Below are 20,611 nucleotides of genomic sequence, written 5' to 3' on the forward strand. Positions count from 1 at the left end.
TTGTAATTTTTTGACTTAACTTATAAATGAACATTCATTAAATGAGGTTAAGTATGTTAAGTAACTTTCAAAGTGAAGTGGCTAATCGGATTGTAAAATACCTTCCAATCGAAGGGCAGTTATCCATGCATTTTTACGATAATGGATTCAATTGTGCTCGAGCCCAGCAACGGATTTTAGATCATTCTTTACAAACTAATTACAATGCAATTTCAGGTTCTACTGAAAAGCAATTTGTATTATTTACCTTACCCAAAGATAAAAATCACATGTTTATAATGTTCTGTAATGGTGATAATCGGTTATTAGCAAAGGATTTGGCTAATTTACAGATGTACAGCGAAGCAAAAGAGCAAATAAGCAGTGGTCATTCCATTGAAGCCGACAACTGGTATATCAAACAATTTGGTTGGAGCGATTATTTGATAGCGCCTGTGGATTTTTCAGGACATGCACTTCCCGATGTTTTAGAAATTCAAGAGCGAAAAGTGCAAGTCAATTTAATCTTTCCTATTTCAAGTAAAGAAAAAGCATTAAAAGATGAAAAAGGCACTGAAGAATTGTTAGAGCAATTTATGTTGCAAAATCGTGATATTTCGAATGTGACGGGTCTGATGCACTAGCGTATTTTAAAAATTAGAAAGTTAAAGATTGATATGCTGAAGTGAGTAATTTAAATACATGGATGTTCAAGAAAAACACTTATTTCAATTTTTAGTATTAATATCTATTTAAATATGACACTCAATAAATTCGAGTCGAATTTTATAAATCACTTTTTATGAACGATGCATGTTTGCAAGGTCTACTTGGAAAAAATGTTCTTTCAGCGTTGACTTAATTCTTTTTTAATTTTCACTCACTACGTCCCGCAATAAATCGAACCAACATTAATGTTAAGTTTTCTCTGCGTGATTGATCAGGCCATATGGCGTAGTAACCTAATGGTTTTAAATCCCATTGCGGTAATATTTGCACAAGTTCACCGGTTTCTAAATGAGACTTTATTGCGTGTTCGGGCAATATTGTGAGTCCTAAATTTTGTAATGCTAAATTTAGTAAAGCTTCGGCGCTGTTGGCGCTGATTCTTGAATGTTCTGAAATACTGACGGCTTCGCCTGCTTTTGATGTGAAATCAATAGTGTTGTTGCGCATTTGAAATCGTACCCAGTCGGCGTCTTTTAAATCCGTTGGATGTTGCACCTGCGCAAATTGTTTTGCGTATTGTTTGCCCGCCACGAGCATGCGTTTACTTTCACCTAATTTACGCGACATCATCGAGCTGTCTTTTGGCCAGCCTACTCGAATACTTAAATCGAGCCCTTCTTTGACAATATCCATGACTTGGTCGGTATAAAACAATGACAGCGACACCTCAGGATACAACTTAGCAAACTCGACGATGGCGTTGGTGATTGTGGAATGCGTTAAAAATGCAGGCAGCGACACTTTAAGTGATCCCGCTGGTTTTTGTGAAGTGGCATTTAATTCGTTGATGCCTGCCTCAGCATGGCGAGTGACTTGAGCGGCATGTTCATAAAATTTACTGCCTTCGGTGGTTAAACTGAGTTTTCTTGTGGTTCGATAGAAAAGCGTCACCCCTAAAAATTTCTCCAAATCTGAAATGGTTTCACTGACTCGCGACGGCGCAAGGCCAAGTGATTTGGCCGCTGCGCGAAAGGATTGTTCATCGACCACTTTTGTAAACACCGCCATATGGCGTAAATAATTAATCATTGTTCTGTTTTTCGGAATTATAAAATCTAATTATTGCATATATTCAGATCAATAATTAAGAGATATATTTCATACCGTCTTATTAACTTAATCAAAAGCGCTTTGCCAGCAACCGTTGGCAGCGAAATGATTGAATATTCTATTTTGGAGAATGTATGAAAACGTTAAAAAATACTGTCTTATTAAGTGCTGCGATGACTCTGGCTGTTCCTTCTTTTGCTTTGGCTGAAGGCTTGTATGTGACGGGGCAATTAGGCGGCAATTTACAAACAAGTGCGGCAATGCCTTTTGGTCAAAACATTGCAACCGATGCGGATTTTCCAGCAGAGTTTGATGGCGGCGCAGGTTTGCAAGCAGGCTTAGGTTTAGGTTATGCCATCAGTGATACATTGCGTGTTGAAGCACGTTTGGCTTATCAAAAAAGCCGCTTTGATGACACGCAAATGGGCACGGGCGCACGTGATGGCGAAGAGTATATTTTAAATGGTGGTGTGGCCAGTACGTCGTTTACCGTTGAAGGGTTTTACGATTTTGATTTAAGTGGATCCATTACGCCATTTGTGAAAGCTGGGCTAGGGGTTTCAAGTAATAGTGTCACTGCGCGTTTAGGTGGCGAAGGCGTGGCTGCATTTGATGCATTTGATGGAGAAGAAGATGGCTACTATGATGCATATGCAGATGAAACCAGCACCGCGTTTACTTGGAATATTGGTACAGGTGCCAGTTTCGATGTATCTGAAAAAGTCGCGCTATTTGGTGAATATCAATTTGCATCTTACGGTGATGTGCAAACCGGTCAAGACTCTTTTACTGATGGCTTTAAAATTGATAACGTGTTGCGTCACTCAGTTGTCATTGGCGCCCGTTTTAATTTTTAAGCATCATTGACATGCTTAATCATCGTACTTTAGAAGTGAGATATTTTTGAATGTAAATGTCTACTTCTAAAGTGATCTGAACTCAAAGAGGAATAAGAAATGGGACCTAAAATGAGAATGACTCAAGTGAGTCGAATTGAAAATTTAAGCCAGCATATGACGCGTATTGTTTTAACAGGGGATGAGCTGAGTGATTTTCCTGTTGCACAAGAAGGGGCGCATGTTAAATTGATTTTTCCAACATCGGGTCAGTCCAAACCGAAATTTAATTTGTTGACAGGCAAAAAAAATATGCGCTCGTATACCATTCGAGCGTTTGATCCACACACAAAAGAATTGGCAATTGATTTTGCTGTGAATGATCATCAAGGCTTAGCTTCAAACTAGGCATTAAATGCAAAAATAGGCGATTTTTTAGGCGTAGCGGGACCTGGGCCAACAAAATATACCGATTACTGCGCACAATGTCATTTAATCGTGGCGGATTTAACCGCATTGCCAGTAGCGGCTGTGTCATTAAAAAAATTACCAGATCATGCAAAAGGGTTTGCGTTCATTCAAGTGCCAAAAAAAGACGACATTCAAAACATTAAAGTGCCAGAATGTGTGCAACTTGAGTGGGTCATTGGTTCGTATGAATCACGCAATGTGTTATTAGAAAAGTAAAAGAAATAAAATGGTTAGACGGGCATCCTGCTGTGTTTATTGCCACTGAAGCATCCCATATGAAAGCGATTAAAGCGTTGATAAAAAACCAACCGTTTTACCAAAAAGCACTCACCTATGCATCAGGTTAGTGGAAGGAATAAATCAATTACAGGCGCGGATTCCAAATCCGCCCTGACAAATCAAAATGTAGGTTGCGGATTCATTCGCAAAAAAACAAACCAACATGTTCACCTGTAGGTTGCGGATTTATTCGCAAAAAACACTATCATCATTTTTCGGAATGAATCCCGAACTTACAGTCCGTGACTATCATCATTTTTCGGAATGAATCCCGAATCAACATATGGATGCCGTATCCAACGAATAATTGTAGGTTGCGGATTCATTCGCAAAAAAACAAACCAACATTTTTACCTGTAGGTTGCGGATTTATTCGCAAAAAAACAAACCATTATTTTCACCTGTAGGTTGCGGATTCATTCGCAAAAAAACAAACCAACATTTTCACCTGTAGGTTGCGGATTTATTCGCAAAAAAACAAACCATCATTTTCACCTGTAGGTTGCGGATTCATTCGCAAAAAAACACATCAAACCGCAGGGCGCGGATTCCAAATCCGCCCTTGCGAACCATTCCAAATCCGCCCTATGTAATGTGGAGCATTAAAAACCAAAAACTATCAGGCTTTATATTCAACCCAAACAATGGCAGCGCTGCTTGAGAAATTAAAATGCCGCTGATCGTCACAAAGATCATTAATGCGTAGAGTAAAAAATCCCAAAACACATTAAAGCGATTTTCAATGGAAAGTTGTTGAAAGAAACGTTTGGGGATGGCTTTGATCCAGTCCCAATGTAATAAAATATGAATCACAAAAGGAATCAAATAAATAAATGATACCCACTCATGCACGACCGCCAGTTGCCATTGGTGCAGAGGCGATGACAAAAAATAGTAACAGTAACAGTAACAAGTCAAATACGTATCGCACTTTGATCGGGCGATGGGTCCAGTTTTTCATATTAAACCTTAATTGAATTAGGATTTTTAATTGTAGAAAGGTAATGTGTGAAAAATATGGATATTGTTGGCAATGAAAGACGAGATCCTGTTATTTAATCATCATAATTAGTTATGCGGTATAAAATAAAAATCCCTTAAATAAATATGCATTAATTTTTAAATCAAATATCTAAAAGTACGCTATGCAGCATTGATAATAATCAACCTGCGCCACATCGCTTTACACAGTATTTAATTTTGTAATTAAAAATTAAATAAAGCAACGAGTTAAAAAAACACTTGCTCAATAGACTTGATTAAATTTCACAGGTATAGTCCAATTTTTAAATTAACAGTAACCCCGTAAGTGATGTGAAATGTCAGTTGTGGTATATATCTGTAATGTACTATTCGTAATCTGAGTGAGTCATGGCATCCTTAACCGATAGAATAAAACATCTAATTAATGAAATTCAGAAATTTCCACTAGGGGAGTGTTCTCCTTCTGATGATCCTGATAAACAATCTGCTTATGTCTACGCTTTTCTTGATCTAGCTCGAAGATTTGTTGGTTCTGCTAAGAGAATAGACAGTGAATTATTAGTAATTGAACTAAATAAAATAGATCTAGATATTCAAGTAATAACTGAGGCATACGAACTTAAAGCCGAATTACTGAATGTATCAGATCTTATTGAAGATTTAAGTGATGACCCAAATTCAAAATTAGAAGCAAAAATTACAATATCTCCTGCAACTGCAAACGAATTACTTAAAATTATAACTAACAACTTAGTAAGTGAGTCAGCAAATAACTTGCCGTTAATAAGCGTTGGTTATGGTTTAAAAGAAGGTGATATATCTGAAGCATTTGTAAGTAAAAAGAATTATATCCACTCTAGAACCTGTCATTTATCGCCAGCTGAAATTTTATCCATTGCCGAAAAAATGGCGTATAAATACCCAAATACTGAGCTTGAAGTTATTCTTAGTAATATTCGAGACTCCAATGAACGTTTAAATGTTATTTCCAAATTTGATGATATTAAATCCCTTTTGACTAATGAATTAACTAAAGCAAAGTTCACAATATGGGTTGCTGTAGCATGGTTCACTGATAAGGATTTAGCTAACCTTCTATATAAAAAGTCGAAAGAAGGACTGAATATTCAGATTATAATTAATGGAGATAAAATAAACTCAAAATTATCTACAAAACTAAGTAGTTATTTTGAAACATATCTTGTACCTGAAAGTAATCGAAAACTGATGCACAATAAGTTTTGCGTCATTGATCTTAATAGAGTTATTCACGGTTCATATAATTGGACAAATAAAGCGCAATACAATAATGAAACAGTTAGTCTTATTGAAAATAGGGCTGTAGCCGTTGACTTTGCAAACCAGTTTGTAAAGTTAAAAAAAGAGCTAAAATTTCCGAATTGAATTAACATAAACAGCGCATTAAATCTGACGTCATACATTGTCCTATTTTTTCTTAAAAAGACAATAATGAAAAAAGTCAATCAATATATTTCACGAGCGTTTAGGCTGTATAAAATAAAAAGTCCACTTATTTTATAGTGATTTTTCAGTAAAATATTCATAATTCAGATCATTAACCATTTTATGATTTTTTGAATGTATCATAATTTGGTGGTTCATTTAAAATGGTTGGAAGTAATTGAAGTAAAATTATGATGTTTAAATTAAATGCCATTTTGTGAAATTAACGTTTCTAAAATGTTCTGAGAGTGAATATACTGTTTGAAATTAATTAAATTAAAAATGAGCGTTGAAGAAAGTTAATTTTTCTATAGGCTCGTTATGAACTGAGGAGAGATCGTGCAGATGTTTGATATTTCATGGATGGCTATATTTAAGATAATGGGAGCTGGTGCTTTCACTTTTGTTGTCCTTCCTTTATTGCTCGTCTTAAGAGACATGCTTCTACATAAAGCTATTAGCAAGTGGGTATTGACGGATGACCTTAATAGTCTCATTAGAATGTGTGAGAATGATCGTTGGTTCCTGAATAACAAATACAACAAAACAAATGGTGTGGTTTACGGTTCCGAGTCAACAATCTACAATATTGATGATAAGCCAGTGACAATTGAGGAATTTGATACATACGAGAAAGGTAGAAGTTTTCATTCAAAGCGTTTTGAATTTGCAGATTCAAAAATTGTTATGAAACACAATCTGATCACTTGGCTTACAAGGCACTACAAACAAGCGGGTGGTGGCAATCCAATTCCATCTCTACGGGAATCATATTACAAAACTGCTGGTGCACATGAAAATAATAAAACCTAACAAGGCACTCAAGCAGGGAAAATAACAGTTGGTTTTTGCTTCAGCGTCGCTTATTTTAACCGACTGTTATTTGACTCTTAGTGAGGCGTTCAGGTTGTAGGGAAATTAAAAAACGACTAGGTTTTTAGTGAAATAGTCGTAATTCAGTTAATTGATTTATGCTTAATTTCATTCCCTGCCATTCCTCTCCCTTAAAATCTACAATCTTTTTAATCTCTCTTAATTTTAATATGTCTAGAGTTTTTGAATGTATCGAACTTTCAAAAAAATGACGATAATCAAATTAAATATATTTTTGTGAAATTAACATTTTAAAAGTGATTAGAGTATGAATATACTGTTTGAAATTAATTAAATTAAAAATGAGTGTTGAAGGAATTGGTTTTCTACAACCTCGTTAAGTGTTTGGATAAATCGATGAGTAAAGATCACTATGTTCCCCAATTTTATCTACGCAGATGGGCTAGAGATGGTATTATCTGCTCTGCAAAATGGGAAAAAAAGAAAGGAGAGTTATATTGGAAAAGTCTTTCAACAGCATCTGTCGGATATAAGTCAAATCTATATGAACAAGTAGAAAAAAAGTTCTTCATGCCCCTAGATACTAAGGCAGCTAAGTTCATTAATCTCTTTAACGAGTTTGATGGACAGAACCCACGAAAGAAAATTTTATCTAAAGAGGATTCTGAATTATGGGCGAAATACATACTGGCTCAATATATTCGGACTCCAAATAACGTTGATTCCATTTGTAATAATTTTGCAAAAGTAGGCATGGATATAATTTCAGCAAAAGATCAGCTGCCAAGTATTATTGAAAATAAGCGTGCTGTAAGAGATCTTTGTAATATGCAGTGGGTTTTTGCCACAATTTCCACTGATTGTGAAATTATTACTTCAGACAACCCTCTAATTTTCAAGCCCAATAATTTAGCACATAAAAGTTGTGTAATAATATTGCCTATGGGACCAAAGTCATTTTTCTTAGCCACACACTCTCAAAATATGCCACATTTTGAAATGAACCAAAGAAAAATGGTAGCTTGCATTAATCAAGAGATTTTAATATCAGCTAAAGAAAGAGTATTTATCCGAAGTAAGTCATCAATACAAGAAAGCTTTATTAAAAAGCATTGGCCAGTATGCACCTAATAAATATGTAACGTAAATTTATCAGATCTTACATGTTACATATCAGTCTTTATTTTCAAATTTTTAACCGATCGACTTACTGTCGCTTAGCTCACACCAAAAAATAAAATTAAAGTAACTGTCATGTTTGGGCTCGGCTATATATGTAGGTCGCTAGCTTGCTGCGACAAAGCTAGCTAGTTTGTAGAAATAATAGCGGGCAAGTCGCTTGTATTTACAATACTTTTTATTATGCACTGCCTCTTTCTTAGGAATGGGATTTTAGTTTGAAAATTGCCATTCAAAAAATGATTAGTTTTGTCGCAGCAAGCATACGACCTACAAAAAGGAAAATATTAAGTTCACCCATTAGAAAAAAACCGTCAATAGCGAAGTAAATTTCTTTACTCTTTTTCATATCGCCTAAAAGACATGCAGTCTAATCAATTTTTAGGGTCGCCCTCTCTATTTGAAATCGACACTCAATCCAATAGTTAATTAATTTATTTTACAATTCTTTAGAAAGGTTCATTTAACTCAACCCCCAATCTATCTTGCATGTTGTTATATTTTGAGGGCATTGATCACACTTAAATTATAAACTGTCTAAAAACTGTAATATCTTGTGTCATACAGTTCTTTTCCAATAGGTTATTAAGTATTATCTGTCATATTCAATTTATCAAAAAACTGGCAACTTATGATGACAATTCAAATGTTTCGCAATCAACTAATTGGCACGGCTCTTCTAAGTTTCATTCTATTATTAAATGGGTGTATTGAATCTTTACCGACAACCGATCATTCAGAAACAAATGACTCTCAGACTCAAACCGATATAAATGTAGAGACTGAATCTGAAACGATCATTGGAACGGGCACAGAGACTCAATCTGAAATCGATACCATCATGCAGACTGATACAAACATTGCAACACAGTCGCAAACCCAAACCCAAACCCAAACCCAAACCCAAACCCAAACCCAAACCCAAACCCAAACCCAAACCCAAACCGATGTAACAGTGAATGAAAATTATTTGTCGGTGCCATTGTCTGCCAGCATTACAAAAGTACAACCCATGACTGGAATCGTTTTTTGGGAGTCTAATTCTAATGCGTTACAAGAACTTGGCGATGCTGTGCAACTTGAGTTTTCTTATTTAATTTATAGCGATGTGATTCAATCAGAAGGCGTTTATGATTGGTCTGAATTTGATGCATTATTAAATAAAGTTGAAAATAGAGGGCATCAATTAGTTTTGCGTTTTCGTTATACCTACCCAGGTGAAACCGTTGTGTCGGTGCCTGAATATATAGTCAATCAAGATGAGTATAATTTAACGTATGCCAATGTTGAATCACAAAATACATTTTTACCTGATTGGAGTTTTTCAGGATTAGAAGATTTTACTTTAGAGTTTTTTGAAGTGTTTTCAAATCGCTATGATGCGGATCCAAGACTTGCAAAGATCCAAGTGGGGTTTGGCTCGTACAGTGAATATCATTTATATGATGGGCCTTTAGATTTAGGTGTGAATTTTCCAAGTAAGCAATTTCAAACAAACTTTTTAAATCATCTGAATGATAGTTTTGAAACCACACTTTGGTCAATTTCAATTGATGCAGCAAGTGACGAATATTCCCCTTTTGCAAATCAAAATGAATTATTAGAGTTAGACTTTGGTTTATTTGATGATTCGTTTATGCATGAAACCCACTCTGAAACTGATCGCGAATATAATCGAGCGTCATGGTTGTTTTTTGGGAATGATCGTTATGAAAATAATATGCAAGGTGGCGAATTTAATTATTACAGCAATTACGATCAAAAAAATGTTTTAACATTACCCAATGGTCCTTGGGGCACAGATTTTGAAACGTTTTCAAGCTTATATAATTTATCTTATATTATTGGCAATGATCAGTTCGAATATCAAAGTGTGGCAAGAATTGAACAAGCAAGTCAATCAATGGGATATAAATTTAATGTGGATATTTTTGAAGCATCGGATATAAAAACAAGAGTAGTAATTACCAACCAAGGCATCGCGCCCATTTATTATGACGCGTATCCAACAGTAGATTCAATTCGATCCGAAACATCGTTAAAAGGACTATTACCTAATGAAAGTCGTGAATTTATAATTGAAACAGGAGGTGAAAACCCAACATTAACAATTGAAAGTGATCAAATACTGGATAGCCAAACAATTGAATTCTCAGCTTATTTGTAAATAAGTGCGATTAAATAAGTGCTATTTAAAAGGTGCCTTTTAAAAAGATGACAGTCAGGGCGAAAAAGGAATTTGCCCCTACGGAAAATAGGTATTCATCCCGGCCAGGACGATGATCTATTATGACGCTTATAAAAAAATTGCCATACTTAAATTAGAAGGGTGGTATAAAATTAAGCGTTGCCTCTAAGTGTATTAAATAAAAAGACGTGAGATGATCAATCAAATATAAACTAACGTTTTAAAAACCTGCTATACAGGTAAAAAGATCATCAACCTGCATCAGGGCTTTTTACAGGCAAAAATTTTCTTGACTATGACACCCGAACAAACATTTTAAACATTTATTTGGTCATTAGGTATAGCCGGATTATTGTTGTTTTCTGCCATTCTTCTCTCTGCTGTAACTAAGTTAAACGGCAATTCGGTAACTGCTGAAAATGATGGTATTGCATTTGATAACTCAGGATTTGTCAATATTTTTAAGTTTTTTAAAAATAAATCGGATGATAAATAATGGCTAGTAAGGAAATTAAAGCAGGGCGAGGGAGTCTGGCATATGATGGATTTGGCATAAATAATAGCCCGAACTTCAACCTGAATCACATGGCTAGATTCGGCTCACTACTTAACCCTTTCTAATTTCGTAACTTACAAAAATTTAAAGAAACCTTTCATGTCTGTTCATAAATTTAGGTTTTTAAAAATTTATGACTTGTCATAAATAAAATTATAAAAATAAATCCGATCACTGACTTTTTATCGTAATAATTATAGGAGGAATTATATTTAAAAATTCTGAATTTAGATGATCCTGTAAATATATTTGGGAACTTAAAATTCCTTATCTATAGTTCTTGTCTATAGTTCTTGTCTATAGTTGTATTTTGTAAATAAATCTATTTTATATAGCTGATTTTCTTTAAATATGTCTCATTAAAAAAACTCACAAAATGTTACACTCTGTTAGATATATTCTATGCATATAGATATATTTCTTTTTCCCTCTGTGACACTCTGTCACATATCAACTGAGTCTCATTCTTTAAAATTGATTGTGTTTGGTTTGTTAAACAGAACACAATTCAACAGAAGTTAACAAGTAACTGCTGGGGTTTTGCATGATACTTAATGCTTCTTTTTTAGTCCTAAGAATAATAATTATGCAAACTCAATTAAGAACTCTATTTAAATATTTGTGCAGCTTTTGTGTGTTTTTGTTTTTGGCAGGTTGTGGTGAACCTACTCAATTACAAACCGGCGATAATATTGCTACAAATACCCAAACAGATTCAGTTACTAATACTGATGAAGCCACACAAACTGACACCGATACTGAAGCTTCGAGCACAGTGACTCAAACTACAACTGAGACTGAGACTCCAGTTGAAATTACCCAGCTGCCAAGTGCTGATTGGATCTTAAATGCATCTAGAAATGTTGAAGAGTTAGGGCTATTAATTGATGGCGACATCACTACACGTTGGGCAACTAAGCAAGTTCAAACACCAGGGCAATGGATCAGCATTGATTTACAAGATGCATACCTGATTGAATCCATTGATTTAGACATGGGTGCAAGCGTAGATGATTACCTGCAAGGCTATGAAGTTTACATCTCTGATGACGGTGTAAATTGGGGCGACGCCATTGCAAGCGGCGTGGGTTCTGCTGTGATGACCATAGAGTTAAATCAGGTAAACACACAGTATATTCAAATCGTGCAAACTGGCAGTTCGACTAATAAATGGCTATCGATTCATGAGCTAACCATTAACGGTGCGCCAACAGATGGCGATATAACAGAAACGATCACTGATACAGAAACCGATACAGACACAGGTGCTTATATCTGTCCAACGATGGAAACCTTATTGTCGGATCTTAACTGTACAAACTCCGCGTGTCATAGTGTGACACCAAGCCAGGCAGCTAAAATATCCTTAACCGGTTCTATTGAAGATTTAGCGATTCGTTTTAATGATACCGCGTCGGTAAGTTCGAACTGTTCCGAAGAAAAAGTCATTGATGTCGCTAACCCAAGTGAATCTTTATTACTTAAATTAGTGAGCCCTCATTCTGGAAGTCAATGTTCAAACAAAATGCCAGTGGGTTCTGACGGCGTAACCGATGACCAATTTAAATGTTTTGAAGCTTGGGTAGAAGAAATTGCCAATACCAATGTAGATATTGAAGATCCAGATGCTGAGCCATTTGTATCATTAACGGGGTTTTCTTCTTTAAACAAAGTGAAGTCCTTTTTACATGGTGGTGCAGTCACTGATGCTGAAATGAATACCGGATTAAATGATAACGGCGATTTAGACATAGTTGAGCTTCGCTCAATGATCCAGCAATGGATGTTAACGTCAGAGTTTGATGCAAAAATCAGCGACTTTTTACAGTTAACGTTACAACAAGAAAACACAGGCACCGACGGTGGGTACGTTGCAACATTGGATGCGTTAAGTAATAACTTAGCTCTGGGTGGATTCTTAGGCTTAGAAATGATTGCTGACCTTGAAGAGAGTTTTGTTCGTACTGCTTTGCGCATTGTAAAAGACGGCAGAGACTTCAGAGAAATTGCGACCACCACTACTTGGGATGTGACCACATCGGTATTAGTGGCGATGTCCTATCACGATTACCAAAACCGTCGTCCGTTTTTACGCGATGAAGAAAATCCAGGTATTTTAAGACAGTATTCGTATTTTGAAGATGGCGATTTTGATGACTGGCGTCAAATTACGTTTACCAAAAGTGATACTCAGGCTTATTTCAATTTAGGTGACCCAGCAACGGCCGGTAACTTACGGGCCCTTGTTGATGGTGATTCTGTTGCATTTAAATCACCACGTGTTGGCTTTTTAACCACCATTCCTTTTTTCCAAAACTGGGACAGTAATGTGGGTAATAAATTTAGGGTAACCACCAACCAAGCAATGATTGTGGGTACAGGTTTAACTTTTGAAGCAGGGGACATAACTGAAGAAGGTGATCTTTCAGGGTTGGATGTGGAACACGCGGGCGCAGATGAATGTTTTGCCTGTCACAGACTCATGGACCCAATGGGGCAAGTGTTTAGAAATACTTATGGCATCAATGGTACGCGTGCTTTAAATACTATGGGCGACACACCTGCTGCGTTTGCATTTTTTGGTGCAACCAGTGAATTAAATGACATGTACGATTTAGCCCAAGCCATTCACGATCATCCAAACTTTGCAAAAGCTTGGACAGCCAAATTATGTAACTGGGCAACGTCAACGCAATGTGATCAAACCAGCGATGAATTTAAACGTTTAGTCAGTGCATTTGTTTCGAGTAATTATCAATTAGATGATTTGATTTTAGAATTATTCTCATCGCCATTGGTGACTTACAGCGAATACATAGATGGCATTCAGCCTGCGCCAGCAGTGATATTAAATAGAACGAATCACTTCTGCCAAAACATGCAAGTGCGTTTAAAACAAGTACGTACAGCAAACGGTGTCGGTGAATCGAATTCAACAGATTTATGTAATCTGTCTGCGAATATTCAAGAAAAAGCTGGGCTGTTAGCGCAAGACGAATTTTCTCGCGGTGCATTATTTTTAACTCAAGCGGTCACGTTAGATCCGTTTTTAACTTCGGGTTACAACCAACTGTGCGAAGAAACGCAAAGCTATATGGTGGCGGCTAACGCAGGAGTAGACGGTAATAATAATTACAATAAATTCTTTGATCAAAATGATGAAACCACGTCCATAGAAAACATGACGTCGTTTATTTTGGGATATCCGCCTTCTCATGCTCAGCATGATATCTTTAAAGATTCTTTGCAAAAAATGTATGACATTCATAGAAGCGGAACGCTTTGTTCGGACACTGGGCAAGATATAGTAGATGCAAATGCTGACGGTGTGGTTTGTGGTTTAGGTTCAAATAGAGCCACTGCACTAAAACAAGTTTGGATTGCTGCCTGTTCAGCGCCAAGTGTTATGTCGATAGGGTTTTAATTATGAAAAACATATTTAGTAAAAATAAAAAAACAAATGCACCCAAGCTTAATCGAAACATAAGTCGTCGCGATATATTAAAAAACGGCATGAGTGGCGCAGCTGCATTTTCATTACGCTCTATGGCAACAGGTTTACCTGTCGGCTTTTTATTAAGTGGCGCTATGCCTGCATACGCCGCACAAGCAAAAGATCAAAAATTAATATTAGCCATGAGCGATGATGGTGAGTCTATCAATTGTTATGCACCGGGTACGTATTCATCTGATGCATCCAATGCATTATCAACCATTGAAAGACCCACTACAGCACAATTAGGCACAGGCGTGTTAGGCACCATAAATGGTAACGATGTGACTGCTCTGGATTTTTCAGAGATGGCTTCGTTTAATTTGGGTGACACTCAAGTGGATGCAGCAAGATATTTGTCGTATTTACCAGAAGACTTACGTGAGCGTTTAGGATTCTTTCATTTACGCACAGCGGCCAACGGGCATCCAGAAGGTCCAAATGTACATGGTGTGCATGGTGGTTTAACGGCAGTAAACGGGCGTGGGGTTGAAGAAATTCAATCTGCATTAATGCAAGAAATGCAGTTAAATTCACTGAACCATAACAGCTTATTAACCACACCGATGGTGTTGGGAAATGGCCGAGGCTTAGCGACACTTAAAAATGAAGGCATCGCCATTACCCGTTATTCACCTCTTGATATTAAGAATTTATTTTTAGGTGGCGAGGCAAGCGTAGATTTAAATAATATGAAGCGTTTGTATGAAAATACAATTGACTCAATGTATCGTGATATCAAACAAAACGGCAGCACGGCGCAAATGAACTTTCTAGATGCTCATGCGTTATCACGTTCGCAAGCGGTAATTTTAGGAGAGGAGTTAGGGGATTTATTAAGCAGTATTACCGGTGAAACCAATACCGACCAAGCATTGGCATCTGTCGGATTAATAAAAGCCAATCTAGCGCCAGTGGTTGTCATCCGATATGCATTCAGTGGCGATAACCATAGTGATACCGATTTAAGTGGTGAGGTTGCAGCCAGTATTGAACAAACTAATGCCATCGTTCAGTTATGGGATTTATTAAAAACCGAAAACTTACAAGACGATATTAACTTTGCCACTTACGATATTTTTGGTCGAACCTTTGGCAGAAATTCAGAAGGTGGGCGTGATCATCACAACAGTCATTGTACCAACTTTATGTTTGGCTCAAACGTAAAAGCTGGAGTGGTTGGTGGTGTGGAAGCATGGGATAATTCAGGTATCCGCATAGCACGCGCATCGGGCATTAACTCCACAACGGGATTAATGGCTGACGCCGACATATCACTTGACGAAACATTAGTGGCGTATTGTCGAACATTAATGGCCATGCAAGGTATACCAGAAGAGCGAATTGCTATTCGATTGCCAAGCAGTAAAACCGTATATGGTGCATTGAAATCGTAAATTGTATTTGAATTAAAAAAGCCATCTTTTTAGATGGCTTTTTTTTGGATGATATTTTTTGAAGAGATAATTAAAGTGTCACTTTTTTAAATATAAAAAGTCCTTTAAAAGATAAAATCATCATTCGTTAATAGCAGTATTAGTTGCTAATTTTTTTAACTCTTATTATTTATAATGCATTATATATTCGCTTTAACGTTCGCAAAAAAATTACAAAACATAACATTTGATGGCTTTATTTTTAGTGTATTTCTTATTTTATGGGTGACACGGTGTAATTTGTTTTAAAACTCATTCTCATTTTTTATTATTAACCCAAGGCTGTTGATAAACCCTTCTCAGTTTAAGTTTTTATAAAAGATTTATGTATCCTTAAGATTTAACATTTAAATCTATTAAAACTTAAAACTGGGCTGGCTTATATGAAATTTATCACTACATTAAACTTAACGTTATTGGCCATTGCCATAAATGGTTGCCAAGTAGAAAAAGATAATGTTCCTGAAGAGAGTCAAACTCAAACAGACACCCGTTTTGAAACACAAACACCTACTGAAACCGAAACAGTGACTCAAACTGTAACTGAATCTGAAACGCAAACCGAAACAGTGACTCAAACTGAATCTGAAACAGAAACAGAAACAGAAACAGAAACAGAAACAGAAACAGAAACAGAAACTCAAACAGAATCTGAAACTGAAACTGAAACTGAAACTGAAACAGAAACAGAAACAGAAACTGAAACTGAAACTGAAACTGAAACTGAAACTCAAACCGAATCTGAAACCAAAACCGAAACCGAAACCGAAACTCAAACTCAAACTCAAACTCAAACTCAAACTCAAACTGAAACTGAAACTGAAACTGAAACTGAAACTGAAACTGAAACTCAAACAGAAACAGAAGTTGAAATTCCCTCTATTTTTACAGTACCAGCAAGAATTGAAGCTGAGTATTTTGGACGGTATTTTGATACAGAAGGCTTAAATAAAGGTCGTGTATTCAGAACCGATCAAGGCGTAGACATTCAAGTTTGTGAAGACACTGATTGCGGCTATAACATCGCATGGACAGAAGATGGTGAATGGCTTGAATATGACATTAGTGTTGAATCAACCGGTGTTTATGAAGCGCAAATTCGATTAGCCACACCCAATGATTCATCACACTTAAATGCGTTAATTGATGGCAATATTGTAGGCAACCATTTAGTGCGATCTACAACTGCATGGCAAGTATGGGACACCCAAACTATTAATCTTGGGTTGTTAAGTCAGGGCGATCATACGTTGCGTTTAAATATAATAACCGGTGGCGTTAATATTAATTGGTTAGACATTGTGGATGTTAGCGATGCAAATACACCACAAGGCTGTACTGAAATAAACTCACTTGAAGCGCTTGCGCAATATTTAGATGTCAGTGATGCCTGCATCAAAATGCAACCAGGTACGTATCAATTAGACACCAGCAATGTGGGTGAAGGTTTATTATTTTCAAATCCATCGGTTCTACTTTTTACAGGATCAAACAATACATTTATTTTTGATGGCGTCACATTTGAATACGACACCAATGTCTTTCGTCAATTTGGCAGACTGGCTGTTTGGGAATTTCATGTGGTGGGTAATAACAACCAGTTCAGAAATTTAACCATAGTCGACATCGGAAATATCGCCCCTTATCAAACAGCTGAATCCATTATTATGGATGGTGAAGATAATTTAATTGATGGGTTCAGCGTAACGGTAAGAGGTTCATACCCTTATGGTTATGGTGATATTTTTGGTAAAGGTTCAACACGAGTGCTCAATCATAGAAAACACGCAGGGGTGTTATTGCGCGGCGAACGTAATCACTTAAAAGATCTTGCTTTATATATGCGCGCTTACGGTCATGGTGTGTTTGTACAAGGCGGCAACGATGTATTAATTGAAGGGGTTTATGTTGAAGGTGAGCTTAGTACGGTGAATGCGGTGCTAGCAGAAGCCGGGACAGGCACAGATGCAGATAATGTTGATTTCTTAACGGTTTGGGGATTTAACTTAGATGAGCAAACAGAAAATTATCATTTTAGTTTACAAGAAGATGGCATTCGCTCTTATGCAGATGGTTTAAATTACGCAACAGGCGAAACCAAAGATTCAGGCAACGTATCAGTGATCGATTCCAAAGTGAAATTCATGCGATCAGGGGTCACCATTGGATGGGCGCGTGGTGAAAAATTTGTTGATAACGCAACCGTACTTGGCAATGAATCTGGCTTTTGGGTAGGCTCAAATGCAACCGTATTAAACTCTCGCGGCGACACATCTGTTGGACCATTAATTTCAGAAGATGTGTATAGAAATGACTCAAACATTGAAGTGACCATTTTAGATAATGTGATTGAAAAAATTGGCAACACGCCATCGTTTTACATAGGAGGTAATGGACATGACATTACAATTAAAGATGGCACAACCACTGTTAATTCAGGCATTAATATTCAAGTGGGAGGGATTCGATACGGTCACAGATGGTTGTCTGGTTCAGTACAATTACCGCCAGAATTTGCAGCGGACAATATTGCACTTGATAACCAAAGTGAATACCCCGTAACTTTAGAAAACACATCATCAAGCACAAGTGGCACATCATGTGGTGCAGTGACTGATTTGGGTATGAATAATGACGTGCAAACATGTGATTAAAATATATTAATTATAGGTTAAATGAGAAAAACCATTCCTGAAAAGGCACGTTGGTTTTTCTCATTTTTTTTGATTTTGTTTCTCGTGTTTTTGAAAAGACAGTTTGAAATTGATTCAATTTACTCTCATTTATTTCTTGTTTTTAATGCTTACTATTAAAGCGCACCCTTACAAAGAATTACACCGTGTAACAAATTTGAACTGTATAGATAGGTTATTTCTAATTATCGATATGACACTCTGTCACATCTTTTAAACTTTATTCTCACTTTTAACTAATATCCTCAAGTTGATGTTAAACCCTTCTCAGTTTAAGTTTTTATAAAAGATTTATGTATCCTTAATATTTAATATTTAAATCTATTAAAACTTAAAACTTAAAACTGGGCTGACTTATATGAAATTTATCACTACATTAAACTTAACGTTATTGGCCATTGCCATAAATGGTTGTCAAGTAGAAAAAGATGATGCTCCTGAAGAGAGTCAAACTCAAACAGACACCCGTTTCGAAACACAAACACCTACAGAAACCGAAACAGTGACTCAAACTGTAACTGAATCTGAAACAGAAACCGAAACAGTGACTCAAACTGTAACTGAATCTGAAACGCAAACCGAAACAGTGACTCAAACTGAAACCGAATCTGAAACTGAAACTGAAACTGAAACACAAACGATTACAGAAACAGAATCTCAAACTGAAACCGAATCTGAAACGCAAACGGTTACAGAAACTCAAACCGAAACCGAAACCGAAACCGAAACCGACGTCGACGTCGAAACTCCTGCCGATCCTATCGTAATTTCAGGGCAATTAGATCGCCAAGCTTGGGTGTTAGATGCCTCGCACAATACAGCAGACTTATTACTTTCAGTAGACAGCGTTGCCAGCACAAGATGGACAACCAAAGAATTACAAGCGGATGCGCAATGGCTAAGCATTGATTTAGGCGACTATTACACCATCAACACCATCAAACTATCTCACACAGAAAGTAGCGAAGATTACCCGCGTGGTTATATCGTACTCACTTCTGTTGATGGAATAAATTGGGACACAACCATTGCAACTGGCGTTGGCACAAGCGGTGTGACAACCATTAATTTTGAAGACACTGATACTCAATATATTAAAATTGACCAAACAGGCAGCGATGAAAACAGCTGGTGGTCAATCCATGAAATTGATGTGATCAATCAAATTGATACCAAAGCTGATTGGACAGTTCAAACGTTAAGCGAGCTTCGTGATGCCATTACCCAAGATAATCAAACCATCATTATGCGCTCTGGTAACTATTCAATTGCAGACCTACCAGAAGGCTCAAGAAACTTATTATTTTCAGGTTCCAACAACACCATTGATTTAGTGGATGTCTATGTTGATGTGCCAGTTGGCAGTACAGCGCGTGAAAATTATTTAGTAATGGAAGGCTCAAACAACACACTTCTTGGTGGCACATTTGAAGACACCTACGCAAGAGAAGATCAAGAAATCACTGATTTTGTAGGCTATAACATTGATGGTTCATTATCTTATGGATTGAGAGGCGATCCAGTTATGGCAATACGAGGCGACGCTAATTTAATTGATGGCATTCACTTAACGGTGCGTGGTTCATTCCCTTATGGCTATGGCAGTACATTTGGTATTGGTGCTGGCAACACATTTGGTTTAAGTAAGCGTTGCGGAATTGTGGTTACTGGTGTGGGCACAACGATTGATCATGCTGTATTACAACAGCGATCATTTTGTCATGGCATCTTTATGCAATCCCCAGCTGATAACACGACAATCAGAAATACTTTAGTTGAAGGCGCTGTTCGTGAAACCAACGACATGTTAGCTGAAACGTCAACCGACAGTTTACCTTATCGAAATGGTTATTTAGACAATGACGGCAATCCAATTCCTGTAGATGAAATGCACTCTTTATCTGAAGATGGCATTCGAGTTTACTCAGGCGGCGGAAGTGTCGTCGTAGAAAATACAGTCGTTAAAAAAATGCGTGGTGGTTTCAGATTGTGGTTAGCAACTGAGGTAACCATTACCGATTCAAGTGCCATTGATTGTGGATTATCTAATTACAATCTTCCAAGAAATGCAAATGTGATTAACTCAAGTGGTAACTTCTCAAATGGTCCATTACATGATTTTGCGGGTGCAAATCGAAGTGGGCAAAATTTAGAATTAACCTTATTACCTTCACCTGATGCAGTAGGTGCTCATGACATTATGAATATATTACATGACAGTCATACTATTGTGTTCCATCGTGCAGACGGCCCAATCGACAGTGACGAAACTCGAGTCATTAGGGTTTCAGGAAATAACTCAACCATCACAAACGAAACCGAATACACGATTATTTTAGAAGAAGGCACTAGCGGTAATACAATTATTAGTGCGGGTGACGTAATTGATAATGGTGATAATGATGTGACGTTAGTTGAACTTGAATTATAAAAAAAATGA

14 protein-coding genes are annotated in these 20,611 nt (G+C 36.8%); 12 read left to right on the top strand and 2 right to left on the bottom strand.

The window, feature by feature from the left end; translation table 11 throughout:
• Nucleotides 1-53 precede the first annotated feature (53 nt).
• Nucleotides 54-623, top strand: coding sequence for a hypothetical protein (locus tag TYM08_RS05855; RefSeq protein ID WP_422382030.1), 570 nt, complete (start codon nt 54-56; stop codon nt 621-623).
• A gap of 232 nt (nt 624-855) precedes the next feature.
• Here the strand turns inward: TYM08_RS05855 and TYM08_RS05860 are convergent, their stop codons facing one another.
• Entirely contained in the window at nt 856-1,737 is an 882-nt protein-coding gene (locus TYM08_RS05860; protein ID WP_422382031.1) for a LysR family transcriptional regulator, read from the bottom strand.
• A gap of 155 nt (nt 1,738-1,892) precedes the next feature.
• Between TYM08_RS05860 and TYM08_RS05865 the strand changes: the two genes are divergently transcribed.
• The 3 genes from TYM08_RS05865 to TYM08_RS05875 all read left to right on the top strand — a co-directional run bounded on the left by TYM08_RS05865 (nt 1,893) and on the right by TYM08_RS05875 (nt 3,281).
• Nucleotides 1,893-2,615 carry an outer membrane protein gene (locus TYM08_RS05865; protein WP_422382032.1) on the top strand — a complete coding sequence of 241 codons (723 nt, stop codon included), beginning with the start codon at nt 1,893-1,895 and terminating at the stop codon, nt 2,613-2,615.
• Between the two features lie 99 nt (nt 2,616-2,714).
• On the top strand, nt 2,715-3,002 hold the full coding sequence (locus tag TYM08_RS05870) for a siderophore-interacting protein (protein WP_422382033.1): 288 nt from the start codon (nt 2,715-2,717) through the stop codon (nt 3,000-3,002).
• A gap of 87 nt (nt 3,003-3,089) precedes the next feature.
• Nucleotides 3,090-3,281, top strand: a complete 192-nt coding sequence (locus tag TYM08_RS05875) for an SIP domain-containing protein (RefSeq protein ID WP_422382815.1) — start codon at nt 3,090-3,092, stop codon at nt 3,279-3,281.
• A gap of 648 nt (nt 3,282-3,929) precedes the next feature.
• On the opposite strand, the gene TYM08_RS05880 is transcribed toward TYM08_RS05875, so the two are convergent.
• Nucleotides 3,930-4,196: a hypothetical protein gene (locus tag TYM08_RS05880; protein ID WP_422382034.1), complete on the bottom strand. Its 267-nt coding sequence runs from the start codon at nt 4,194-4,196 to the stop codon at nt 3,930-3,932.
• A gap of 519 nt (nt 4,197-4,715) precedes the next feature.
• Between TYM08_RS05880 and TYM08_RS05885 the strand changes: the two genes are divergently transcribed.
• The 8 genes from TYM08_RS05885 (at nt 4,716) to TYM08_RS05920 (ending at nt 20,602) form a co-directional block, all read left to right on the top strand.
• Nucleotides 4,716-5,732: a phospholipase D-like domain-containing protein gene (locus TYM08_RS05885; RefSeq protein ID WP_422382035.1), complete on the top strand. Its 1,017-nt coding sequence runs from the start codon at nt 4,716-4,718 to the stop codon at nt 5,730-5,732.
• Nucleotides 5,733-6,137: 405 nt separating this feature from the next.
• Nucleotides 6,138-6,605 (top strand): hypothetical protein, encoded by a 468-nt coding sequence (locus TYM08_RS05890; RefSeq protein ID WP_422382036.1) that lies wholly within the window; start codon nt 6,138-6,140, stop codon nt 6,603-6,605.
• Between the two features lie 417 nt (nt 6,606-7,022).
• Nucleotides 7,023-7,757, top strand: coding sequence for a DUF4238 domain-containing protein (locus TYM08_RS05895; RefSeq protein WP_422382037.1), 735 nt, complete (start codon nt 7,023-7,025; stop codon nt 7,755-7,757).
• 679 nt (nt 7,758-8,436) lie between these two features.
• Entirely contained in the window at nt 8,437-9,972 is a 1,536-nt protein-coding gene (locus tag TYM08_RS05900) for a hypothetical protein (protein WP_422382038.1), read from the top strand.
• Between the two features lie 1,163 nt (nt 9,973-11,135).
• On the top strand, nt 11,136-13,973 hold the full coding sequence (locus TYM08_RS05905; protein WP_422382039.1) for a discoidin domain-containing protein: 2,838 nt from the start codon (nt 11,136-11,138) through the stop codon (nt 13,971-13,973).
• Nucleotides 13,974-13,975: 2 nt separating this feature from the next.
• A complete protein-coding gene (locus TYM08_RS05910) occupies nt 13,976-15,439 on the top strand; it encodes a DUF1501 domain-containing protein (RefSeq protein WP_422382040.1) in 1,464 nt (487 codons plus the stop codon).
• Nucleotides 15,440-15,861: 422 nt separating this feature from the next.
• The gene (locus TYM08_RS05915) at nt 15,862-18,132 is read left to right on the top strand and encodes a carbohydrate-binding domain-containing protein (RefSeq protein ID WP_422382041.1); all 2,271 of its coding nucleotides are present in this window, start codon (nt 15,862-15,864) and stop codon (nt 18,130-18,132) included.
• Between the two features lie 397 nt (nt 18,133-18,529).
• Nucleotides 18,530-20,602, top strand: a complete 2,073-nt coding sequence (locus tag TYM08_RS05920; protein ID WP_422382042.1) for a discoidin domain-containing protein — start codon at nt 18,530-18,532, stop codon at nt 20,600-20,602.
• Nucleotides 20,603-20,611 lie beyond the last annotated feature (9 nt).

It is taken from the genome of Marinicellulosiphila megalodicopiae, assembly GCF_045862395.1.
Classification (GTDB): domain Bacteria; phylum Pseudomonadota; class Gammaproteobacteria; order Pseudomonadales; family Natronospirillaceae; genus Marinicellulosiphila; species Marinicellulosiphila megalodicopiae.

What these genes read in the sequence shown, in the direction of transcription:
- TYM08_RS05910 (WP_422382040.1), top strand. Translation starts at nt 13,976, where the DNA reads ATGAAAAACATATTTAGTAAAAATAAAAAAACAAATGCACCCAAGCTT.
- TYM08_RS05890 (WP_422382036.1), top strand. Translation starts at nt 6,138, where the DNA reads ATGTTTGATATTTCATGGATGGCTATATTTAAGATAATGGGAGCTGGT.
- TYM08_RS05895 (WP_422382037.1), top strand. Translation starts at nt 7,023, where the DNA reads ATGAGTAAAGATCACTATGTTCCCCAATTTTATCTACGCAGATGGGCT.
- TYM08_RS05860 (WP_422382031.1), bottom strand. Translation starts at nt 1,737, where the DNA reads ATGATTAATTATTTACGCCATATGGCGGTGTTTACAAAAGTGGTCGAT.
- TYM08_RS05915 (WP_422382041.1), top strand. Translation starts at nt 15,862, where the DNA reads ATGAAATTTATCACTACATTAAACTTAACGTTATTGGCCATTGCCATA.
- TYM08_RS05865 (WP_422382032.1), top strand. Translation starts at nt 1,893, where the DNA reads ATGAAAACGTTAAAAAATACTGTCTTATTAAGTGCTGCGATGACTCTG.
- TYM08_RS05905 (WP_422382039.1), top strand. Translation starts at nt 11,136, where the DNA reads ATGCAAACTCAATTAAGAACTCTATTTAAATATTTGTGCAGCTTTTGT.
- TYM08_RS05900 (WP_422382038.1), top strand. Translation starts at nt 8,437, where the DNA reads ATGATGACAATTCAAATGTTTCGCAATCAACTAATTGGCACGGCTCTT.
- TYM08_RS05920 (WP_422382042.1), top strand. Translation starts at nt 18,530, where the DNA reads ATGAAATTTATCACTACATTAAACTTAACGTTATTGGCCATTGCCATA.
- TYM08_RS05870 (WP_422382033.1), top strand. Translation starts at nt 2,715, where the DNA reads ATGGGACCTAAAATGAGAATGACTCAAGTGAGTCGAATTGAAAATTTA.
- TYM08_RS05885 (WP_422382035.1), top strand. Translation starts at nt 4,716, where the DNA reads ATGGCATCCTTAACCGATAGAATAAAACATCTAATTAATGAAATTCAG.
- TYM08_RS05855 (WP_422382030.1), top strand. Translation starts at nt 54, where the DNA reads ATGTTAAGTAACTTTCAAAGTGAAGTGGCTAATCGGATTGTAAAATAC.